General features: G+C 68.1%; 16 protein-coding genes. 8 read left to right on the plus strand and 8 right to left on the minus strand.

Going from position 1 to position 20,535, the window contains the following annotated elements:
- The first annotated feature begins 7 nt into the window (after positions 1-7).
- Both MJO54_RS07050 and MJO54_RS07055 read left to right on the plus strand, forming a co-directional pair.
- Positions 8-520, plus strand: coding sequence for a MarR family winged helix-turn-helix transcriptional regulator (locus tag MJO54_RS07050; RefSeq protein WP_046285695.1), 513 nt, complete (start codon positions 8-10; stop codon positions 518-520).
- 356 nt (positions 521-876) lie between these two features.
- Positions 877-1,440: a MarR family winged helix-turn-helix transcriptional regulator gene (locus MJO54_RS07055; RefSeq protein ID WP_396879061.1), complete on the plus strand. Its 564-nt coding sequence runs from the start codon at positions 877-879 to the stop codon at positions 1,438-1,440.
- A gap of 145 nt (positions 1,441-1,585) precedes the next feature.
- Here MJO54_RS07055 and MJO54_RS07060 read toward each other — a convergent pair whose 3' ends face one another.
- Positions 1,586-2,092, minus strand: coding sequence for a TetR family transcriptional regulator (locus tag MJO54_RS07060; RefSeq protein WP_046285693.1), 507 nt, complete (start codon positions 2,090-2,092; stop codon positions 1,586-1,588).
- 136 nt (positions 2,093-2,228) lie between these two features.
- Between MJO54_RS07060 and MJO54_RS07065 the strand changes: the two genes are divergently transcribed.
- From MJO54_RS07065 to MJO54_RS23620, 3 genes are all read left to right on the plus strand, one after another.
- On the plus strand, positions 2,229-3,401 hold the full coding sequence (locus MJO54_RS07065; RefSeq protein WP_064889222.1) for an acyl-CoA dehydrogenase family protein: 1,173 nt from the start codon (positions 2,229-2,231) through the stop codon (positions 3,399-3,401).
- Between the two features lie 551 nt (positions 3,402-3,952).
- On the plus strand, positions 3,953-5,104 hold the full coding sequence (gene gjpA, locus MJO54_RS07070; protein ID WP_064889223.1) for an outer membrane porin GjpA: 1,152 nt from the start codon (positions 3,953-3,955) through the stop codon (positions 5,102-5,104).
- A 73-nt stretch (positions 5,105-5,177) separates the two neighbouring features.
- Positions 5,178-7,913: a PGRS repeat-containing protein gene (locus MJO54_RS23620; RefSeq protein ID WP_082977613.1), complete on the plus strand. Its 2,736-nt coding sequence runs from the start codon at positions 5,178-5,180 to the stop codon at positions 7,911-7,913.
- A gap of 106 nt (positions 7,914-8,019) precedes the next feature.
- Here the strand turns inward: MJO54_RS23620 and MJO54_RS07080 are convergent, their stop codons facing one another.
- Both MJO54_RS07080 and MJO54_RS07085 read right to left on the minus strand, forming a co-directional pair.
- On the minus strand, positions 8,020-8,406 hold the full coding sequence (locus tag MJO54_RS07080) for a MarR family winged helix-turn-helix transcriptional regulator (protein WP_052741327.1): 387 nt from the start codon (positions 8,404-8,406) through the stop codon (positions 8,020-8,022).
- A 154-nt stretch (positions 8,407-8,560) separates the two neighbouring features.
- Positions 8,561-9,061 (minus strand): SixA phosphatase family protein, encoded by a 501-nt coding sequence (locus MJO54_RS07085; RefSeq protein ID WP_046286291.1) that lies wholly within the window; start codon positions 9,059-9,061, stop codon positions 8,561-8,563.
- 218 nt (positions 9,062-9,279) lie between these two features.
- Here MJO54_RS07085 and MJO54_RS07090 point away from each other — a divergent pair, with 218 nt between their 5' ends.
- Together MJO54_RS07090 and MJO54_RS07095 are read left to right on the plus strand one after the other, a co-directional pair.
- Positions 9,280-10,425, plus strand: coding sequence for a metallophosphoesterase family protein (locus tag MJO54_RS07090; RefSeq protein WP_065152964.1), 1,146 nt, complete (start codon positions 9,280-9,282; stop codon positions 10,423-10,425).
- Complete coding sequence (locus MJO54_RS07095; protein ID WP_046286293.1) at positions 10,422-13,037, plus strand: AAA family ATPase; 2,616 nt, start codon at positions 10,422-10,424, stop codon at positions 13,035-13,037. Before MJO54_RS07090 ends, MJO54_RS07095 begins: the two co-directional genes overlap by 4 nt.
- A 9-nt stretch (positions 13,038-13,046) precedes the next feature.
- On the opposite strand, the gene MJO54_RS07100 is transcribed toward MJO54_RS07095, so the two are convergent.
- Genes MJO54_RS07100 through MJO54_RS07120 form a run of 5 tightly spaced genes read right to left on the minus strand, consistent with a single transcriptional unit; the run spans position 13,047 to position 19,897 of the window.
- Complete coding sequence (locus tag MJO54_RS07100) at positions 13,047-14,504, minus strand: FAD-dependent monooxygenase (RefSeq protein WP_046286294.1); 1,458 nt, start codon at positions 14,502-14,504, stop codon at positions 13,047-13,049.
- Complete coding sequence (locus tag MJO54_RS07105; RefSeq protein WP_239652167.1) at positions 14,504-16,222, minus strand: oligopeptide ABC transporter substrate-binding protein OppA; 1,719 nt, start codon at positions 16,220-16,222, stop codon at positions 14,504-14,506. The genes MJO54_RS07100 and MJO54_RS07105 overlap by 1 nt, the downstream gene beginning before the upstream one ends.
- Before the next feature lie 2 nt (positions 16,223-16,224).
- Positions 16,225-18,045 (minus strand): oligopeptide ABC transporter ATP-binding protein OppD, encoded by a 1,821-nt coding sequence (locus MJO54_RS07110; protein ID WP_046286296.1) that lies wholly within the window; start codon positions 18,043-18,045, stop codon positions 16,225-16,227.
- Positions 18,045-18,923 (minus strand): oligopeptide ABC transporter permease OppC, encoded by an 879-nt coding sequence (locus MJO54_RS07115; protein ID WP_065152959.1) that lies wholly within the window; start codon positions 18,921-18,923, stop codon positions 18,045-18,047. The genes MJO54_RS07110 and MJO54_RS07115 overlap by 1 nt, the downstream gene beginning before the upstream one ends.
- On the minus strand, positions 18,920-19,897 hold the full coding sequence (locus MJO54_RS07120; protein ID WP_046286765.1) for an oligopeptide ABC transporter permease OppB: 978 nt from the start codon (positions 19,895-19,897) through the stop codon (positions 18,920-18,922). The genes MJO54_RS07115 and MJO54_RS07120 overlap by 4 nt, the downstream gene beginning before the upstream one ends.
- A 127-nt stretch (positions 19,898-20,024) precedes the next feature.
- Here MJO54_RS07120 and MJO54_RS07125 point away from each other — a divergent pair, with 127 nt between their 5' ends.
- On the plus strand, positions 20,025-20,516 hold the full coding sequence (locus MJO54_RS07125) for a beta-class carbonic anhydrase (protein WP_046286764.1): 492 nt from the start codon (positions 20,025-20,027) through the stop codon (positions 20,514-20,516).
- The last annotated feature ends 19 nt before the right edge of the window (positions 20,517-20,535 follow it).

Below are 20,535 nucleotides of genomic sequence, written 5' to 3' on the forward strand. Positions count from 1 at the left end.
GCCCGCCGTGGAGTACGACGGTGCCGAGACACCAGCGCATCACCTGCCGGGTCTCGATGAGATCGAGCAGCGGTGTTGGCAGGACTTTTTGCAATCGTCGACTGCGCTCCTTGCCTTCATCAACCGGCGCCTGCTCGCCCGGCACGACCTGAGTCAGTTCGACTTCCTGGTGCTGGAAGCCCTTGACCGGTCAGCCGATGGTTCGGCCCGGATGGGGGATTTGGCGCAGACGATTGTGCTCGCCCCGAGCCGGTTGACCGAACTCATGCGGCGGCTGGAATCGAAGGGCTTGGTTCGCCGTAGTCGCAGCCGGACCGACGGTCGCGGCGTTGTCGCCAGCATCACCCGGGAAGGCCGAGCTCGGATGCGGCCGGCGGCCCGGACCTATGCCCAGTCGGTGCGCGCCCTGTACCTCGCCCAGATGTCGCGGCAGCAGATGATCGCATTGGGCGATAGTTGCCGTCGGGTCAACGTCCCGCTGAAGGCGGCGCAGAAAGTCCGGCGTCGCAGTGTCGGGTAGGTACCTGGAGGCTGCGTGTGCGGTGGGCGCTCGTATTCCCGCCTAGCCCCAGCATTATCTCAGCTCTTAGCCTCGTTGGGCGTTCAATGTGTTGGGCGTTGAGTTTGTGTATTCAAATTTCGGCGGCTGGCTGCCTGCCGGTCCTGCCGACTGGGATGCAAGCCGGACCAGCCGATCTCCGGGATGAATAATGAATTTCAGGTCTAGCACTGCTAGGGCCAACGGCTTCGATCGGCGACCCGTGTGACACGCTGATTGCCGCTGGGTCGCAGTTTTCAATACAAAACCGTCGCGCCTCGGTTAGCCTCGGAACGGCATAGTCCTGGGGTTGCGCTGCCCAGCACGGTGGCACGGTCGTGATCGAAATCGAAGGGGGCAAGGGCATGGGCGGAATCGTGCCTAGCCGTGTTGGGGGTAGAGCGCCTGAACTGGATTTCGCCGAGCGGAAGTCGTGGGACAACTATCTGAATGCCGTCCTGCGGGTGACGATGATGCTCAACCGTCAATTGGATGATGCGCACCAGTTGTCACTCATCGATGTGCAGCTGCTGGCCCACCTGGACAGCGCCCCGGCAGGCGGTGTCCAGATGGGTGTGCTCGCCGGCGCGTTAGCGTCCACGCCGAGTCGGCTCACCAGACAGATCCGCCGCCTCGAAGATCAGGGCTTGGTGGAGCGGTCGGTGAGTCCAGCTGACCGTCGGCGCGTGCTGGCGACCATCACCAGCTTCGGGCGAACCAGTGTGGAGCGAGCGATGATCACGTATTCCGGTTCGGTCCGCAGTCACTTCTTTGGCGCGCTGACCCGCCCCCAAATCGCATCAATGGCGGAGAGCTGTGGTCAGATCAGCCGCGCACTACAGATCTGCCAGGAAGAAGTGCCGGCCGGCGAGTTCGCCCGGCGGTCGGTGCGATGGGCTTGAAGCCAGTCGCAAGGCGAGTGGTCTGCGCGGTGCGCTAGCACGTTCCAGATCGTTGCGGCGGAGGTGAGATTGGCTAAAGCGTGGTGGCCGTTGGCGATTGGCGCCGTTACGGGTGTAGCTGGCCGTTCGACGGCTCCGCTTGAAGTCACTGTGGGGTGTGCCCTCCGCCCGCCAGCTCCCGCAGCTCGGAAACCGCCTGCGTCGCCGTCGGCGCACTCTCCGGATCGATCAGTGACTGAATCATCATGCCCAGCACCACGGCCAGCGCCACCGATCCGCCCAGCTCGGCACGCGCACGTTGCTGGCCCTCGGCAAGGCGCGCGCGCAGTTCGTCGTTGCGTTGGGCTTGCACGATCGCTTCCAGATGCGAGGTCCACAGCGCCTTGTCGGTGGTGAAGGACTCCAGCACCGCCTGCCATCGCTCCACGGCCGTGGCTGCCGGTTGCCCGTCGGGGGACATCCGGGCGTCGAGTTCGTCGAGTTCTTCGAAGAGGGCCTGCACCAGCAGGCGTTCGCGGCTGCCGAAGTGATAACCGATGGCGGCGTGGCTGACGCCGGCCGCCGCGGCGATGTCACGCACCGTCGTATTCGCCCAGCCCCGTTCGACGAGGCAGCTCTTGGCGCCTTCCAGCAGATCCTCACGATTGCCCATAAGGCCAGGTTAGCCAGGCGAGAACTCATTGCACAAATGGATTGACCATATGGATTGACCATTTGGACAAATCGGGAGTACGGTACTGGCACCAACGGATCCCGCCGGGGGTTCCGCAAGATCAGGAGGTACCGGTATGGCGCATGAAGTTGTCGAGCGCGTCGAGCAGATCGCCGCCAAGCTGGCCGGTACTGCCGAGGACAGCGAACGGCTCGGCAAGCTGTCCGAGGAGTCGGTGGCCCTGATTCGCCAGGCCGGCGTGATGAGGATGCTGCAGCCGACAGATTTCGGTGGTTATGCCGCGCACCCGCGCGACTTCGCCGAGGCGGTCATGGCGGTGGCGAAGCACTGCGGCTCTACCGGCTGGGTGTGCGGCGTCGGGGGAGTGCACCCGTGGGAGATGGCGCTGATGGACCGCCGACTGCAAGCCGAAATCTGGGCCGAGGATCCCGATACGTGGATCGCGTCCCCCTATGCCGCACAAGGCGTCGCGACCCCGGTCGAGGGCGGCTACCGATTGACTGGGCGGTGGAACTTCTCCTCGGGCACCGACCACTGCAGCTGGATCTTCCTCGGGGCACGCGTCGGTGGCGTCGACGGACCCCCGAAGGTGCTGCATGTCGTGCTGCCGCGGGCTGACTACACCATTGTCGAGGACTCCTGGGATGTCATCGGCCTGTCGGGCACTGGCAGCAAAGACATCATCGTCGACGGCGCCTTCATTCCGGGCTACCGCACCATCGACTTCGAGCACGTCGCCTCCGGTGCCAGCGCCGCCGAAGCGGCCGGCCGGACCGAGACGGTCTACAAACTGCCGTTCTGGACGATGTTCCCGCTGGGCATCACCGCCGCGCTCATCGGGATCACCGAGGGCGCGCTGGCAGCGCATTTGGACTATCAGCGCGACCGGGTGGCCGCCACCGGCACCAAGATCAAGGACGACCCGTACGTGCTCTACGCGATCTCCGAAGCCGCTGCGGAGATCGCCGCCTCACGGGTGCAACTCCTGGACGGGATCAGTAGGATGTACGACCTCGCCGACGCCGGTAAGGAGATCAGCTTCGAAGATCGGTCGCTGGTGCGGCGCAACCAGATTCGCTGTGCCTGGCGGGCAGTTGCCGCCGCCGACGCGATCTTCGCCCGATCCGGGGGCAACGCCGCGCGCCGGAACAACCCGCTACAACGGTTCTGGCGCGACGCCCATGTCGGACTGGGGCACGCCATCCAGAACCCGGGGACGATCTATCACTCCAGTGCGCTGACGGTCATGGGGGTGGAGCCGTCGCCCGCGTTGCGGGCGATGATCTGAGGCCCGCCCCGCGATCGCTGCCCCGATGCCACGGCGCCAGCTAACTTGCCCAAGGCCGGTGGCTGGTGCGCGGCGGAAGCGGGGCACCGTGATTCACCTGAGTGTTTCCTGTGGGCGGCGCCCCGGCGGACATGGAAAACGGGACCTTTCCGTTCTCAGCACTTACTTGGATCGTGTGACGTTTTAAGTGTATAAGGCCAGCTAGATTGGCCTTGATGCGAGCTCTCGGATCGCGGACGGTTTGAGGGCTGCTCGGGCCGCGACCACAGGGTTTGGTTTACTTGCGGGTAGCTTTCAACGAATTGACGTGCGTCAAAATTATTAGCCGCACAGGAACTAGAAAGCCGTCTACCTGTGTATATAGGCGTGACACGCGATTGCCGGCACTCGGTTTCTCTGATCTAAATCAGGAAATTTTTACTTTTTGCTGGACATCGCAAGTTTATGCGGAGTAGCTTTCGCCTTGTTCATGTCGGCAGTTGCCAGGCAGGGCGACCGTCGAGATGTGTCGGGCTTACGCGATATGCGGAGCACAACATAAGGAGACGGTCGTGCAGCAAACTCTTCGCCCCTACGTCACCGCCGGCATCGTGATGGTCGGGAGCGGCTTGGTCGCGGTCACCCCGGTGGCCACCCCGGTGGCCGAAGTCTCCGTCGTCCGGGATGTGGCGCTGACCGCCGACGGCGGCATCGTAGGCAGCCTGATCGGGACCTGGCAGGACGTCTGGAACGAAACCTCGGACAACGTGTCCCGGCTACTGCAGAACTACTACCTGGCGCCGAATGTCGGCTTCCAGCAGTTCCTGGCCAACCAGGGCGACTTCTGGCAGCAGGTGTTCGACGACCCGACAAACCTCAACAGCGTCATGGCGCAGATGCAAGACAACCTGGAGAAGGTACTGACCGGCTACTCGCTGGGGGGCGCGTCCGCCGAAACCATTGCGACCGTGCATAACCACATGCTCAGCACTGGAGACGGCGTAACCGACTTACTTGGCCATATCGGGTTGGTGCAGCTGCTGCCGCAGTTCCTGCCGGCCGGTATCGACCCCGCGATGGTGACACCGATCGTCAACTTCCTGTCGTCGCCGCTGAGCGGGATGATCATGGGCATGATCGGCCCGGGCATCAGCCCGTGGGTGGCGCTGCTCAACAGCATCGAAGCGAACGACAGCTTCACCGACACCCTGGCCAACATGTCCGGAGCGTTCTTCAACGGCGCGACACTGAGTCTGGATTCATTGCTGCCGCTGATCAACCACGCTGGATTCTTCCCGCCGGGGCTGAGCATGGAACACCTCGACATCGCGTTCGGCGGGTTGTTCACCCCGGGCTCGGTGGCCGTCGGACCCTACGAAGTGCTGGGTACCGGCGGGCAGGTCGTCGATTCGGTTCCCGCAGTGGGCGGCTCGATCTTCAACAGCATCGGCCTCGACCTGGGCGGCGTGCCCCTGCTCGGCAGCCTGAGCATCGCCAGCCAGGCGATCGGTCCGATCGGGGCCTGGCTGGCCTGGGACCAGACCATCGGTGCGTTGCTCGGCTCAGGTTGGGACGGCAAGGGACCCGTCGTGGTCACTCCGCCCGGTGCCGGGATCGACCTGCCCGATATTCCGGACGTCCCAGCCCCCGACATCAGCGACACCGACCCGGGGTCGAGCCTGTCCACCGACTGGCTGGGCGACTTCTTCGGACTCTTCAGCTGATTCGACGCCGTGACTCGATCCCAGACCCCAACTACTCGATAGCACTGCTTTCACACAGGAGAGGTGTTCGCACATGACTCAGCACAGCAGCAGCCGAAGTGGCCGTCACGGTAAGCGGGTGATCGGTGCCGGCAGCGCGGTGGGTGCGTTCCTGGCATTCGGGATGGCGCCGATGGTGAGTGCGCCGGCCGCTCAGGCCGACGACTTCGGGCTGGACAGTCTGATCGACTGGATCTTCGATCCGTCGCCGGCCGATGGCGGCGCCGATTGGTGGGCCAACGGTCTGGACTGGCTCACCGGCGCCGACGGGGTGTCGGCGTCGCTGGACTCCGGCGTTGCGGCCGGCGGCGCCTTCGACATGGCCAGCATCCTCGACCAGTGGTTCTACACGCCGCTGCACACCGGCCTGGAGTTGTGGATCAACAGTGACTTGGGGTCGATGGTCAACGGTTGGATCAACGACATAGCCGGGGTCTATCTGATCGGGGATGGTGCGGCAGGGACCGCGGAGAATCCCGATGGTGGCGCGGGCGGCCTGTGGTTCGGCGACGGTGGCGCGGGCTGGGACAGTGACACCCCCGGTGTCGACGGCGGCAACGGCGGGAATGCCATTGGCTGGATCGGCAACGGCGGCGCCGGCGGTGACGGGTTCGGTTCTGGCGACGGTGGCGACGGTGGGGCCGGCGGCATCTTCATGGGCAACGGCGGTGCTGGTGGCGCTGGTGGAGCCGGTATCGGCGCAGGCGGCTCCGGTGGCGATGGTGGCGACGGTGGTTTCTCCGCGGCGTGGTTCTTCGGCAATGGCGGTGTCGGCGGAGTCGGTGGCAACGGGGTCGACGGTGCGGCCGGATCCTGGACTGCGGCAACCAATCCCGGTGTAGGCGGTGTCGGCGGCAGCGCCGGTAACGGTGGCGCCGGCGGCCGCAGCGGGTACATGTTCGGCAGCGGTGGCAATGGTGGCAATGCCGGTGCCGCGGGCAACGGTGGCGCTGGCGCTGCCGGGAACGCCGAGAATCTCACTGGCGGCAACGGCGGCAGTGGTGGTGCCGGTGGCTTCAGCGGCGAGGCCGGTGCGCGGGCCTCCACTGGCGTCTACGGCTCCGCGCTGTACGGCCACGCGGGCAATACCGGAGCGGTCGGCGTCGGCGGGAACGGCGCTGCCGGCGGCGACGGCTACAAGGACCCGGTCACCGGCGATTACCTCGGCGACGGCGGGCGGGGAGGAGCCGGCGGCTATGGGGCGGGGACGGTTGGCGGCAACCCCTACGACGGGGTCAGCGGCGGTCACGGCGGAAACGGCGGTGCCGGCGGCGACGGCATCAACGGTGGTCGCGGCGGTGACGGCGGTACTGGTGGCTCCGCCGGCGGCGGCGCTGCGGCAGGCACCGCCAGTAGCGGCAACGGTGGCAACGGCGGTAACGGGGGCAACGGCCTGGCCGGCGACGGCGGGCGGGGCGGTGACGGCGGCGGTACGGGTCTGGCCAACACCAGCGGCGTCAACGGCAACGGCGGCAACGGCGGCAACGGCGGTAACGGCGCAGCCGACCAAACCATCAAGGCCACCGGCGGTGCCGGCGGTAATGGCGGCGGGGCCAACTTCGGCGGCGTCAGCGGTAATGGCGGTAATGGCGGCACCGGCTCCTACGCCGGCGGCAACGGCGGCAACGGCGGTGGCTCCAGCGGCGCCGGCGACGGGGGTAACGGTGGCGCGGGCGGCGCCGCGTCAGGTTGGAAGGACGTCAACGGCGACCAGTTCGCGGCCGGGACCGTCTTCGGTATGGGCGGCAACGGCGGTGCCGGCGGCGCCGGCGGCAGCAACGGCGGCTATGGCCAAAGCGGCGGGCTCGGAGGCAATGGTGGCGCCGGCGGCAACGGCCCCACCGCCAACGGGACCGTCGGCGTCGGGGGCAACGGCGGCAACGGCGGTGCCGGTGGCGGCGCGGTTACGGGCAAAGATGGCCTGGCCGGCGGTAACGGTGGTGCTGGCGGTAACGGCAGCGCGAGCGGCGGCAACGGCGGCAACGGTGGTGCTGGTGGCACGGCCACTACCGGGCTCGGTGCCAACGTCACCGGCGTCGGCGGCGACGGCGGCGCCGGCGGCGCGGGCGGCAACAGCGGCGGTGTGGCGATGCCCACTAACACCCTCGGCCTGACCAGCCACGCCGGTAATGGCGGCAACGGTGGCGCCGGCGGGATGGCTCAGTACAACACCCCCGGCAACGGCGGTGCCGGCGGTGCCGGCGGCAATGCGTCCGGCAGCGTGGATGCCGGCAACGGCGGCAACGGTGGTGCCGGCGGAATGGGCGGCAGCGGCAACATCGGCAGCAGCTTCCCGAAGGAGGCCGGTGGCGACGGGACGGTCGGATACACCGGCGGCACCGGTGGCGCCGGCGGGGCCGGTGGCACCGCCCAGGCCGGCGCCGGCGGGGCCGGCGGCAAGGGCGGGACCGGCGGAATGGGCGGGACCGGAGGCGCCGGCGGTAACGGCCGCGTCGATGACAACGGCAACGGCCTCGACGGCGGCAACGGTGCCGCGGGTGGCACTGGCGGTGTCGGCGGCGCCGGTGGTGCTGGCGGAACCAGCGTCAGCGGCGCCGATGGGACCGGCGGTAACGGCGGCGACGGTGGCGTCGGTGGAACCGGCGGCAACGCCGGCAACAGTGGAGTCCCCACTGGTACCGGCAAGGCAGGCTCGCCCGGAACTCCGGGAACCGGCGGGACGGGTGGCGCCGGCGGCGGCGCCGGCAGCCCGGGTGGCACGCCAGGTGGAACCGGGGCTACCGGGGCCGCCGGGCAACCGGGCACCTAACGCTGACGGAGGGGGAGCCGCGGTCGCCGGGTCTGTCACGGACTCGGCGACTGCGGTCGGTATTGCGGCGCAATGCAATCCGGATAGAGAACTGGGCTAGCGTCTGCTAGGAGCGCTTCAGGGGAGCGTTGATCTGCTCACAGGTCTGGGCGATCTCCGATACCTGCGGTCGGCTCAGCGGGCCGATGAAGTGGGTCCGGACCGACTCTGCGTAGGTATGCATGGCTTGCTCCACAACCTTTCGCCCTTTGGTGGTCATGGTCAGCACTACCCGCCGACGATCCCAGGGGTCTACGCTCCGCTGCAGCAGGCCACGCTCTTCGAGCCGACGGACATGTCTGGTGAACCGGCGTGGAAGCGACGGCAGTGACTTGGGAAGATCGCCCATCTGAATTCGGCCGGTGGGAGATTCGCCTAAGACGGCGAGCATGTCCACCTCGATCAGTGAGAGTTCGTGGACATCGCTCAACCGTTGGTCAAGCACCGCGGTCATTTGCAGTGTGGTTGCCAAATAGTTTTGCCACGAATGGTATTCGTCAGGATCAAGTTCACAGTCGTTACATCGGGGATGGCTCATAAAATGCCCGCCATCAGCCGATGCTAACGCGACATCGGGCCCCAGTCAGCCGGTTTCGTGAATCGGTGGCTTACCGCGGGACGTGAAAACTCACCAGCGCGGCCGATCCCAGCTGCACGTCCGCCCAGCTGCCACCGACGTGAAGGACGGCGATACCCGACGTCGGATATTTCTCTGAGATCCGTTGGGCTACGGCCGCATCGGTGCCCGGGCCGGCCAGTCCCAGTGCGACGTGCGACATCGCCGGCTCGTGACCGATCACCAGCAGCGTCTTGACATTGTCAGCGACGGTGTTGATCGTCGCGATCACCGTTCCGGGCGTCGCGTCGTAGAGATCGTCGACGTAGCGCACCGGTGCGGCCAGCGCGGTCCGCGCGTAGGTCTGCCGGGTACGGGTGGCGGTCGAACACAGCACCGCATCGAGGCCCGGCGCGTGAGCGCGCAGCCAGTCCCCGGCCAGGCCGGCCTCCCGGATCCCGCGCGCAGCCAACGGACGCTCGTGGTCGACCGCGCCGGGCGGATAGTCCGACTTGGCGTGCCGCAGCAGAATCAGGGTGCGGTGGGTGCTCACCCGCTCCAGGGTAGGGGGTGGTCGATATCGCCCGTGCTATCCGATTCGCAACGATCTCACCGTGGGCCCGATGGTGCGGAAGTGCCGGATGTGACGCAGGAGAATGACACACGGTCCGGGCTGGCGGACCTGCCGACCGAGGTCCACGGGCTTGTCGGTGACCCGCCATACACTCGCGATGCCCGGCCGCCGGCCCGGCGGAAAGGGACAGGACCGACATGCGATTCGTGCACACCGCCGATTGGCAGCTCGGCATGACCCGGCACTTCCTGGCCGGCGACGCCCAGCCGCGTTACTCGGCGGCCCGGCGCGACGCGGTGGCCGGGCTGGGGGCGTTGGCGAAGGAAACGGGCGCGGAGTTCGTCGTCGTCGCCGGGGATGTGTTCGAAGACAACCAGCTCGCCCCCGAGGTCATCAGTCAGTCCCTGGAAGCCATGCGCACCATCGGGATCCCGGTCTACCTGCTACCGGGCAACCACGATCCGCTCGATGCGGCATCGGTCTACACCAGCGCATTGTTCACCGCCGAGTGCCCCGACAACGTGGTCGTGCTCGACACCGCGGGCGTGCATCAGGTGCGTCCCGGCTTCGAGATCGTCGCCGCGCCGTGGCGCTCCAAGCGTCCCACCACCGACCTGGCCGCGGCAGCACTGGACGGGCTGTCTGCCGACGGCACCATCCGGGTCCTGGTTGCCCACGGCGGCGTCGACGCGCTCGACCCCGACCCCGGCAACCCGGCGCTGGTTCGGCTGGCCGGCCTGCAAGACGCCCTGTCTCGCGGCGCAATCCACTACGTCGCCTTGGGGGACAAGCACTCTCGCACCCAGGTCGGGGACACGGGCCGCATCTGGTACTCCGGCTCCCCGGAAGTCACCAACTTCGACGACATCGAATCCGACCCCGGCCACGTGCTGGTGGTCGACATCGACGAGGCCGACGGCACCGTTCGCGTGGACTCCCGCCACGTCGGCCGATGGCGGTTCATGACGCTGCACCGCCAGCTTGACACCGGCCGCGACGTCACCGACCTGGACATCAACCTCGATCAGCTACCCGATAAGGAACGCACGGTGGTTCAGCTGGCCCTGACAGGTTCGCTCAGCGTCACCGACCGGGCCGCCCTCGACGTCTGCCTGGACCGGTATTCGCGCCTGTTCGCCTGGGTGGGCACCTGGAAACGTCACACCCACCTGGTGGTGGTTCCCGCTGACGGGGAATTCACCGACCTCGGAATCGGTGGTTTCGCCGCCGACGCGGTCGAGGAACTGGTCGCCGCCGCTCGCGGCGCCGACACCGGTGCCGCCGACGACGCCCACGCAGCGCTGGCGCTGCTGCTGCGCCTGGTCGATCGGGGAGTGGCATGAGGCTGCACCGGTTGGTGCTGACCAACTACCGCGGTGTGGCGCACCGCGAGATCGACTTCCCCGACCACGGCGTGGTGGTGGTCTCCGGCGCCAACGAGATCGGCAAGTCCTCGATGATCGAGGCGCTGGACCTGTTGCTGGAGTCCAAGGACCGCTCCGCCAAGAAGGACGTCAAACAGGTCAAACCCACCTACGCCGACGTGGGCGCCGAGGTCACCGCGGAGATCAGCACCGGCCCTTACCGTTTCGTCTATCACAAACGCTTCCACAAAGCCCCCCGGACGCAACTGACGATCGTCGAGCCGCGCCGCGAGCAGCTCACCGGCGACGAGGCACACGATCGAGTCCGTGCCATGCTGGACCAGACCATGGACACCGGCCTCTGGCAGGCCCAGCGGGTGTTGCAGGCGTCGTCGACGGCGGCGGTGGATTTGTCCGGTTGCGATGCGCTGTCTCGGGCGCTGGACGTCGCCGCCGGCGACACCGCCACCCGCAGCGGAACCGAGCCCGTTCTCATCGAGCGGATCGATGCCGAGTACGCGCGCTACTTCACCGGGACCGGGCGTCCCACCGGCGAGTGGTCCAGTGCCATCGCCGCGCTGGCCGACGCCGACGCCGAGGTAGCGCGGTGCGCCGAGCTGCTCGCCGAAGTCGACGATCGCGTGCACCGGCACGCCGAGCTGTCCGAACAGTTGGCGTACTTGACCGACGAGCAGGCCGCCGCGGACGCCCGGCACAGCACGGCGCAGGCCGCCGGCGCCGCAATCACCGAGTTACGCGGCCAGCTTCGCGATGCACAGTTGATGGCCACCGCGGCCAAAGCCACCGGTGCCGCGACCGACAGCGCTCTCGCCGAGCGGCATCGGCAGCGTGACGAACTCGAATCCCGGGCGGCTGCGATCAGCCTGCTGGACCACGAGATCGACATCGCGGCCCAGGCGCAGGCCGCCGCTGATGCCGAGGCCACCGCCGCAGACGCCGTCGCGGCCGATGCCGCCCAGGCCGTGGTCGCCGCTACCGAGCGCGCCGCATCGGCCCGCCGCGTGGTCGATCAACTCGCCGCTCAAGAGGAGGCGGACCGGCTCGCTGACCGGATCGCCCGGCTGGAAGCCACCGAAGGCCAGCTCGCCGTGGTGGCGGCCGAGCTGGCGCAGATCACCGTAACCGAGCCGATCCTGCGCCGAATCGAAGCGGCGTCGGCGGCCTGCGACCGGAGCGAGGCGTCGCTGGCCGCGATCTCGGCGACACTGGAACTCACCGCGGTCGCCGACATCGATCTGACGATCGCCGGGGAACCCACCCCACTGCCCGGCGGCCAGAGTTGGTCGGCCACCGTCACTGACGGCATCGAGGTCGATCTGCCCGGCCTGCTACGTGTGCTCGTCCGCCCGGGCGACAGCGCGCGTGAAGCCGGCGTCAAACATGCTGCGGCACAGGCCGAACTCGCGGATGCCCTGGCGGCGGCCGGCGTGACTGATCTGGCGGAGGCGCGGTGCGCCGACCAGCGGCGCCGGGAACTGCTGGGCAGCCGCGACCAGTTGGCCGCCGCGCTGGCCGCGCTGCGCGGTGACGAGGAGATCGAGGCGTTGCGGGCACGGCTGACACGACTGCGCGGCGAGCATGGCGAGATCCCGACCGGGATCACACCGGAGCAGGCCCGCGCCGATCGTGACCAGGCTGAGGCACTGCGGGCGCAGGCCGCCACCGACTGCGAAGCCTTGCGCCGCGCCGCTCAGGAGACTGCGGCCCGTCGCACCGAAGCTGCCACGCGGCTGACGCTGCTGCGCGAGAAGGTTGCGGCGCAGCGTGGTGAGTTGGAGGCGGTCCACCAGCGTCTCGCCGCACAGCGGGCAACGGTCAGCGATGACGAGCTCGCGGCTACCGCCGACTCCAACGTTCAGGCGTTGCGCACCGCCGAGCAGCGGGTGACCGAGCTGTCCGAACAGCTGGGCGCCGCCGCCCCCGATGCGATCGACGCTGAACTCGCCGCAGCGCAGGCCGCGGCGCAGGAAGTGCGGGCCCGGCACGCCGAGACCACCCGCGCGCTGCACGAGGTGGAGGTCGAGCTCGCCGTGTTCGGCACCCAGGGCCGGCGGGGTCAGCTCGACGCCGCACAGACGGCGCGGGAACACACTGCGGCCGAACACGATCGGATCGGGCGTCGGGCACGCGCCGCGGCGCTGCTGCGGTCGACGATGATTCGTCACCGCGACGACACCCGCCGGCGCTACGTCGAGCCGTTCCGTGCCGAGATCCAGCGGCTGGGCGCTCACGTATTCGGCGCCGACTTCGAGGTCGACGTCGACACCGACCTGAAGATCTGCGCCCGCACCCTCGGTGGTCGCACCGTGCCCTACGAGTCGCTGTCTGGCGGCGCCAAGGAACAGCTGGGCATCCTGACCCGGCTGGCCGGGGCGGCGCTGGTGGCCAAGGAGGACAGTGTTCCGGTGGTGATCGACGACGCGCTCGGCTTCACCGACCCGGACCGGCTGGAGAAGATGGGCGCGGTGTTCGACGCGGTGGGCTCGAACGGCCAGGTGATCGTGTTGACCTGCGACCCGGATCGCTATCGCAGCGTCATCGATGCCCACCGCATCGACCTGACCGCCTGATCCCTGGAGTTATCGGGCGCCGAACCAGGTGGTCAAGGCGTCGCCCAATCCGGCGGCTGACCCGTCGCCGACCCACGCGACGTGGCCGTCCGGTCGGATCAGCACGGCATCGGGTGCCGCTACAGCGCCCAGCACCGGCAGCTCCCATGGGCCGTCGTAGTCGGCATCGAGCGCCGCTACCCGGTCAGCCCACGGGCTGATATCGAAATCCCAAGGGGCGCCGAAGTTCAGCAGAGCGCCGCGACCTTCGTGGAGCAGCGTGAAAACTCCCACGGTGCCGGCCGGCGTCGACACCTCCAGATCAGGCATCCGTCGACCCACCAGCGGATGACCGCCGCCGAGATCGTAGTGAATGTCCAAGCCGCACATCATTGCCGCGATCCGCCGGCGCGGCTCGTCGAGACTGAGCAGTTCGGCGATGGTGTCTCGCAAGGCGTCCACCCGCGGGCCGGGCTCCAGCAGTGTGCTCTGGGCCATGGTGTTGTGCAGGACGCGGGCGCCGACCGGATGACGCTCGGCGTGGTAGCTGTCCAGCAAGTCCTCGGGTGAGGTCCCGGCGAGCACCTGAGCCAGCTTCCAGCCGAGGTTCACCGCATCTTGAACGCCGGTGTTGAGGCCCTGCCCGCCTGCCGGGGAATGCACGTGGGCGGCATCGCCGGCCAGTAACACCCGCCGGTCCCGGTAGCGTTCGGCTTGCCGGGTCACGTCGGTGAACCGACGGACCCAGCGGACATTGTGCAACCCGTAATCGGTGCCGCGCCGCGAGATCAGGGCCCGGCTGACATCATCGGGCGTCGGCTCCTCGCTGGACTCCAGCTCGGGCGCGGTGACCATTACCCGCACCGGCCCGCCGGTCTCGAGGCGGAAGAACGAGTGGATGCCGACCTCGTCGCGGTGCAGGCCCCAAGGCGGCTCGTCGGCCAGGTCGCCCTCGGTGATCAGGCAGATGGCCGTCGGGTCCCAACCGGGGAACGCGATTCCGGCCATCTTGCGGATCTGGCTGCGCCCACCGTCGCACCCGACCAGGTAGGCGGCGCGCAGCGTAGTGCCGTCGGAGAGTTCGACGTCGACGCCGGAGTCGTCCTGGGCGAAGCCGATCACGTCGCGGCCGTGGTAGATCCGCACACCCAGTTCGTTGACCCAGTCGGCGAGGGTGCGCTCGACGCGGTACTGCGGCAGGCCGACGGTGTAGTTGTGCCGAGTCGGCAAGTCGCTGATGTCCAACATGATCCACGCGAAGTGACAGATCTGGCCGATGCGCCCCTGTGCCAGGAACCGGTCGACGATTCCGCGCTGGTCGAGGATCTCGATGGTGCGCGGCGTGATACCGCCCGCCCGCGACCCGGTCAGGTCATGGCCGTCGCGTCGCTCGACGATCACGACGTCGACCCCGGCCAAGGCCAGTTCGCCCGCCAGCATCAGCCCGGTCGGGCCGGCCCCGACGATCACCACCTGATGCCCGGTCATCAGTCCTTGAGGAATCCGATCACGGTGTAGTCCAGATCCGCCAGGCCCGGCGCCCCGAAGTTGGCCAGCGAACTGCGCACCGCGACATTACCGGTGGTCTGAATCAGGGGCAGGCTGAATCCCTCGGCCCACAGCAGGCTGTCGACCTCGTTGGCCCGGGCGCGAGCCAGCGCCGGATCGAGTGCCTCCAGTGTCTCCTCGATCTTGGCGTCGATGGCTGGGCTGCCGATCTTGCCGAAGTTGGCCTCCCCGTAGGAGGCGGAGATCTGGTTGAGCCCGGCCAGCGGGAAGGCGTCACCGACCCAACTGAATTGGGCGATGTCGAAGTCGCCGACGTTGACGTAGTCGGTGAAGAAGCCGCCCCCGGCCTTGGCGTCCAACTGCAGCTTGACCCCGATTTGGGCCAGGTTGTGCTGGGCCACTTGGGCGAACTGCCGCGTGCTCGATGCGTCGTAGAACAGGTGGCGGATCACCAGCGGGCGACCGTTCTTCTCCCGGAACTTGCCGTGCAGTGTCCAGCCGAGCTCGTCGAGTTCGCGTGCGGCGCGCTCGGGGTCGTAGGCCACCACCGCGCTGTTGTCCTGGTAGCCCTCCTGGCCGGCGACGTAGATGTGGTTGTTCAGCGGCACCGGGTCGGCGGTCAGGCCGCGCTGGGTGACCTTGGCGATGGTGGACCGGTCGATGCCGCGCATGACCGCCAGCCGCAGCGCCTTGTCGGACAAGATGGCGCCGGGTGCCCCGTTGAAGGTGAAGTGGTTCCAGGCCGGGGTCGGCGCCCGCCGGATCGCGATGCCCTCGGTGCGGCGCGCGATCGTCAACTGATCCAGGGTGGCTACCCCGGTGGCGTCGATGGTGTGGTTCTGCAGCGCCGGCATCCGGGCGGCCTCGTCGAGCACCAGGTAGGTGATGGTGTCGAGCTTCGGAGTCCGGCCCCACCAGGCGGGGTTGCGGGTCAAGGTGATCCGCTGACTGGTGCGGTCCAGCGTCGACAGTACGAACGGCCCGGCCGAGGGGCCCGGCTTGCTCAGCTGAGCCTTGTTGAAGGTCTGCGGGTCGCCGGTCATGCTGGCCGGCAACAGCATCGAGTTGCCCGCGAACATGCCCCGCCACTCGGCGTAGGGCTTGGCGAAGCGCATCACGGCCTGCCGGTCGTCGACGCCGCGGGTCACCGAGGCGACCCGCTCGGCGCCGTTGGTGGTCGCGATCGCGTACCCGCTGTCGGCGCCACTGGTGGCATGGATCTGGCTGGCGATGTCTTTCCAGGTGAGCGGTGTCCCGTCGCTCCACACCGCTTTCGGATTGATGGTGTAGGTGACCACCTGGGGGTTGGTGCCGGTCAGCTCCACACTGGTGAAGTAGTCGGTGTCCACCGTCGCCGAGCCGTCCGGGCCGATGGTGAATGCCCGCGGCATGGTGGCCTTGAGCATGGCGGCGTTCTCGGCCAGGTTGCCGTCGATGTGCAGCGGGTTGAAGTTCGGCGGGAACTGGGTCATCGACAGCCGCAGGTTGCCGCCGTCCCGCAGTTTCGCCGGGTCCTGCGGGTTGATGTCGCTGGCGGTGCCGACCGTGGCGGTGCCCTCGGGTGCGGTGATATCGACTGCCGCGCACCCGTTCAGCGCCAGGCCGGCAGCCAACACGGTGGCCACCACCCCGTTGACTCTGCGTCCACCAGGCACTCTTCTCGCACAACTCTTTGGTGAGCGCAGAGTCAACGTCATAGTCATAAGTGTGGCACCGCGGCCAAGAGACGCCGGGTGTAGTCGTGTTGGGGATCGCGGAACACCTGATCGGCCTCGCCCTGTTCGACGATCGCTCCGGCGTACATCACCGCGACCCGGTGCGCCAGGTGTTTGACCACCGAAAGGTCATGCGACACAAACAGGTAGGACAATCCGAGTTGCTGCTGCAGGTCCAGCAGCAGGTTGATGATGCCGGCCTGAATCGACACATCGAGTGCGGACACCGGTTCATCCAGTGCGAGGATCTTCGGCTGCAACGCCAGGGCCCGGGCGATGCCGATCCGCTGCTTCTGCCCGCCGGAGAACTCCGAGGGATAGCGCAGCGCGTCGCCGCGGCGCAGCCCCACCAGCTCTAGCAGTTCGGCGACCCGGGCATGGATGGCGGCCTTGTCGGAGCCGTTGGCGCGCAGGGGTTCCGCCAGCAGTTCGAACACCGGCAGTCGGGGATCCAGTGAGGCGACCGGATCCTGGAACACCACCTGCAGGTCACGCCGCAGGGCACGACGGCCGTCGCGCTTCAACGCGGCGACATCGGCGCCGAGCACTTCGATCGACCCGGACTGCGGCGCGGCCAGCTCCAGGATCTGGTGCAATGTGGTGGATTTGCCCGAGCCGGATTCGCCGACGATGCCCAGCGTGCGGCCCTGCTGCAACTCGAAGCTCACACGAGAGACGGCGCGCACCTCGCCGGCGCGGCGGCGCAGCACCCCCTTGGTCAGCGGGTAGGTCTTGACCAGATCGCGGACCCGCAGCACGGTGGGGGTTTCCGCCGCGACCGCAGCCGGCACTTCGGTGCGCACGCCATAGATGTCGGCAGCGCTGCGCCCGATGACCTGGTCGGTGTGAATGCAGGCCGCGGAATGGTTCTCCCCGACGCTGAGCAGTTCCGGCTCTGCCGCCAGGCAGTCGTCGGCGGCCAATGGGCAGCGCGGGGCAAAGGGACACCCCGCATCTATCCCGGCCGTCAATGACGGTGGGGCGCCCGGGATCGGCACCAGCCGGGTGCCCTGTGGGGCGTCCAGGCGGGGCACCGAACCCAACAGGCCGACCGTGTAGGGCATCCGCCGGTCGGAGTACAAGGCCTCGACCGGTGCGGCTTCGACCACCCGTCCGGCGTACATCACCAGGGCCCGGTCGGCGAATTCGGCGACCACTCCGAGGTCGTGGGTGATGATCAGTACCCCGGCACCGGTCACATCACGCGCTGTCTTGAGGACCTCGAGGATCTGGGCCTGCACGGTGACGTCGAGCGCAGTGGTGGGCTCGTCGCAGATCAGCAGGTCCGGGTCGCAGGCGATCGCGATCGCGATCACCACCCGCTGCCGTTCCCCGCCGGAGAGCTCGTGCGGAAACGCCCGCGCCCGTTGCTCGGGCCGGTTGATCCCGACCAGCTCCAGCAGCTCGACTGCCCGTCGGCGCGCCGCAGCGCGGCCCACCCGGGGCTGGTGCACTTCGATGGCCTCGGCGATCTGATCGCCCACGGTGTACACCGGTGTCAGCGCCGACATCGGATCCTGGAACACCATCCCGATCGAGGCGCCGCGGAACTTCGACATGGCGGTGTCGCCCAGCCCGATCAACTGCGTGCCCTGCAGGCGCACCGAACCGGACACCTGCGCATATTCGGGCAGCAGCCCCATCACGGCCATCGCCGCCGCGGATTTGCCTGAGCCCGACTCGCCGACCATCGCCACCACTTCGCCGGCGTCAACGTGGTAGCTGACGCCGCGCACCGCACGCACGGCGTCGCGGCCGGCGCCGAACGTCACGGCCAGGTCGGAGACTTCCAGCAGGGTGCTCATCAGCGGCCTCGCAGCGTCGCGGCGTCGGGGTCCAGGGCGTCCCGCAGGCCGTCCCCGGCGAGGTTGGCGCAGACCAGGATCGTGATCAACACCCCGGCCGGGAACAGGAAGACCCACGGGAAGGTGATGGCCGAGGCGGTGCCGTCGGCGATCAGGGTGCCCAGCGAGACGTCGGGCGGCTGGATGCCGAAACCCAGGTAGCTCAAACCGGTTTCGGCCAGGATCGCCACCGCGACGTTCAGCGCGGTGTCGATGATCAAGATGGACGCTACGTTGGGCACCACGTGGTCGATGATGATGCGCCGGCTGGAGACGCCCATATACCGTGCGGCCCGGATGAATTCACGTTCCCGCAGGCTCATGGTCAGCCCGCGCACCATGCGGGCGCTAATCATCCAGCTGAACCCGGCCAGCAACAGCACCAACAGGGCGATGTTGCCGCTGTTCTTGGTACGTGGGGTGATGATCGCGATCAGGATGAAGGCCGGCACCACCAGCAGCAGGTCGACCAGCCACATCAGCACCCGGTCGCGCCATCCACCGAAATACCCCGAGATCGCTCCGACGGTCGCGGCGATCACCGTGGAGATCAGCGCGACGCACACCCCGATCAGCATCGACTTCTGCATGCCGCGCAAAATCTGTGCCAGCAGGTCTTGGCCCAACGCGTTGGTGCCCAGCCAGTGTCGAGCTCCGGGCGGAACCAGCAGCGCGTCGTAGTCCAGGTCGGTGTAGGAGTAGGGCAGCAGGCCCGGCAGGGTGTAGCAGCCGACGAACATCACCGCGAGCAGTCCCAGCGCGCCGACCGCGCTGCGGCTGCGCAGGAACCGGCGCAGCACCAGGGTGCGCCGCGAGGCGAACTCGATCTCGGTACTCATGACACCCGCACCCGCGGGTCGAGCATCGCGTAGATGACGTCGGAGAGCAGCCCGGCCAGCAGCACCACGCCACCGGAGAACACCGTGATGGCCGCGACGATGTTGGTGTCCTGAGTCGCCACGCCCTGCACCACCCATTCGCCCATGCCGTGCCAGCCGAAGATCTTTTCGACGAACACCGCTCCGGTGACCAGCCCGGCCACCCCGTAGGCGAACAGTGTCGCCATCGGGATCAGCGCGGTGCGCAGCCCGTGTTTGAACAGCGCGCGACGGCGGGTGAGTCCCTTGGCCCGTGCGGTGCGGATGAAGTCCTGGCCGAGTACGTCGAGCATCGCGTTGCGCTGGTAGCGGCTGAAGCTGGCGGCCGCGCCCAACGCCAAGGTCAGCGACGGCAGCACCAGATGCTGCAGCCGATCGGCCAGCCCGGGCCAGAAGCCGGTGATCAGCCCGGGGGAGGTCTCGCCGGTGTAGTCGAACAGCTGGGCGCCCAGCGCCCAGTTCACCCGTAGTGCGCTGAGGATCACCAGGTTGGCCAGCACGAAGGTCGGTACTGAGAGCACTAGCAGCGCGGCCATGGTGATGACCCGGTCCGACAGTCGGTATTGGCGTACCGCCCCCCACGCGCCGGCCACCACGCCGATCGCGGTGCCGGCCAGGGAACCGACTACCAGCAGGCGCAGGCTGACTCCGACACGCCGGCCCAGTTCCCCGGAGACCGGCTGGCCGGTGACGGTGACACCGAAGTCGCCGCGCACCGCGTGCGAGGCCCAGTGCGCGTAACGCAGTGGAATCGGCTTGTCCAGGCCGAGCTCGGCGGCCTTGGCGTCGATCACGGCCTGCGGCGGACGTGGGTTGCGCTGCATGAGGCTGTCCAGCGGCGCGAAGGCCAAGGAGGTCAGGCAGAAGGTCAGAAACGAGGCGAGGCCCAGCAGCACCAGGTAGTTCAGCGCCCGGCCGGCCAGAAACCGCGTCATGGCCAAAAGGGTAGAGGTCGGCGCCGGAGCAGGCGTTGCCGGCAGAGCATTATCGAGTGATTTTTACCCGTGAAATCCGGGGGCTCCTTCACTAGGCTCCGCTGCACCGCGACAGAGGAGAAGACCTGTGACCGTCACCGATGACTACCTGGCGAACAACGCTGAATACGCGAAGACCTTCACCGGTCCGCTGCCCATGCCACCGAGCAAGCACGTCGCGATCGTCGCCTGCATGGACGCCCGCCTCGACGTCTATCGGGTGCTTGGCCTCAACGAGGGCGAGGCGCATGCCATCCGCAACGCCGGGGGTGTGGTCTCCGACGACGCGATCCGCTCCCTGGCGATCAGCCAACGGTTGTTGGGCACCCGGGAGATCATCCTGATCCACCACACCGACTGCGGGATGCTCACCTTCACCGACGACGACTTCAAGCGCTCCATCCTGGAAGAGACCGGCATCCGCCCAACCTGGTCGGCCGAGGCGTTCCCGGACCCGGTCGAGGATGTCCGCCAGTCGCTGCGGCGGATCAAGGCCAGCCCGTTCATCACCCAGACCACGTCGCTGCGCGGGTTCGTCTTCGACGTCGCCACCGGCAAGCTCGACGAGGTCACGCTGTAGCCCTCAGTGCCGAGCAGTC

Origin of the sequence: Mycolicibacter virginiensis, from assembly GCF_022374935.2 — a bacterium.
GTDB classification, from domain to species: Bacteria; Actinomycetota; Actinomycetes; order Mycobacteriales; family Mycobacteriaceae; genus Mycobacterium; species Mycobacterium virginiense.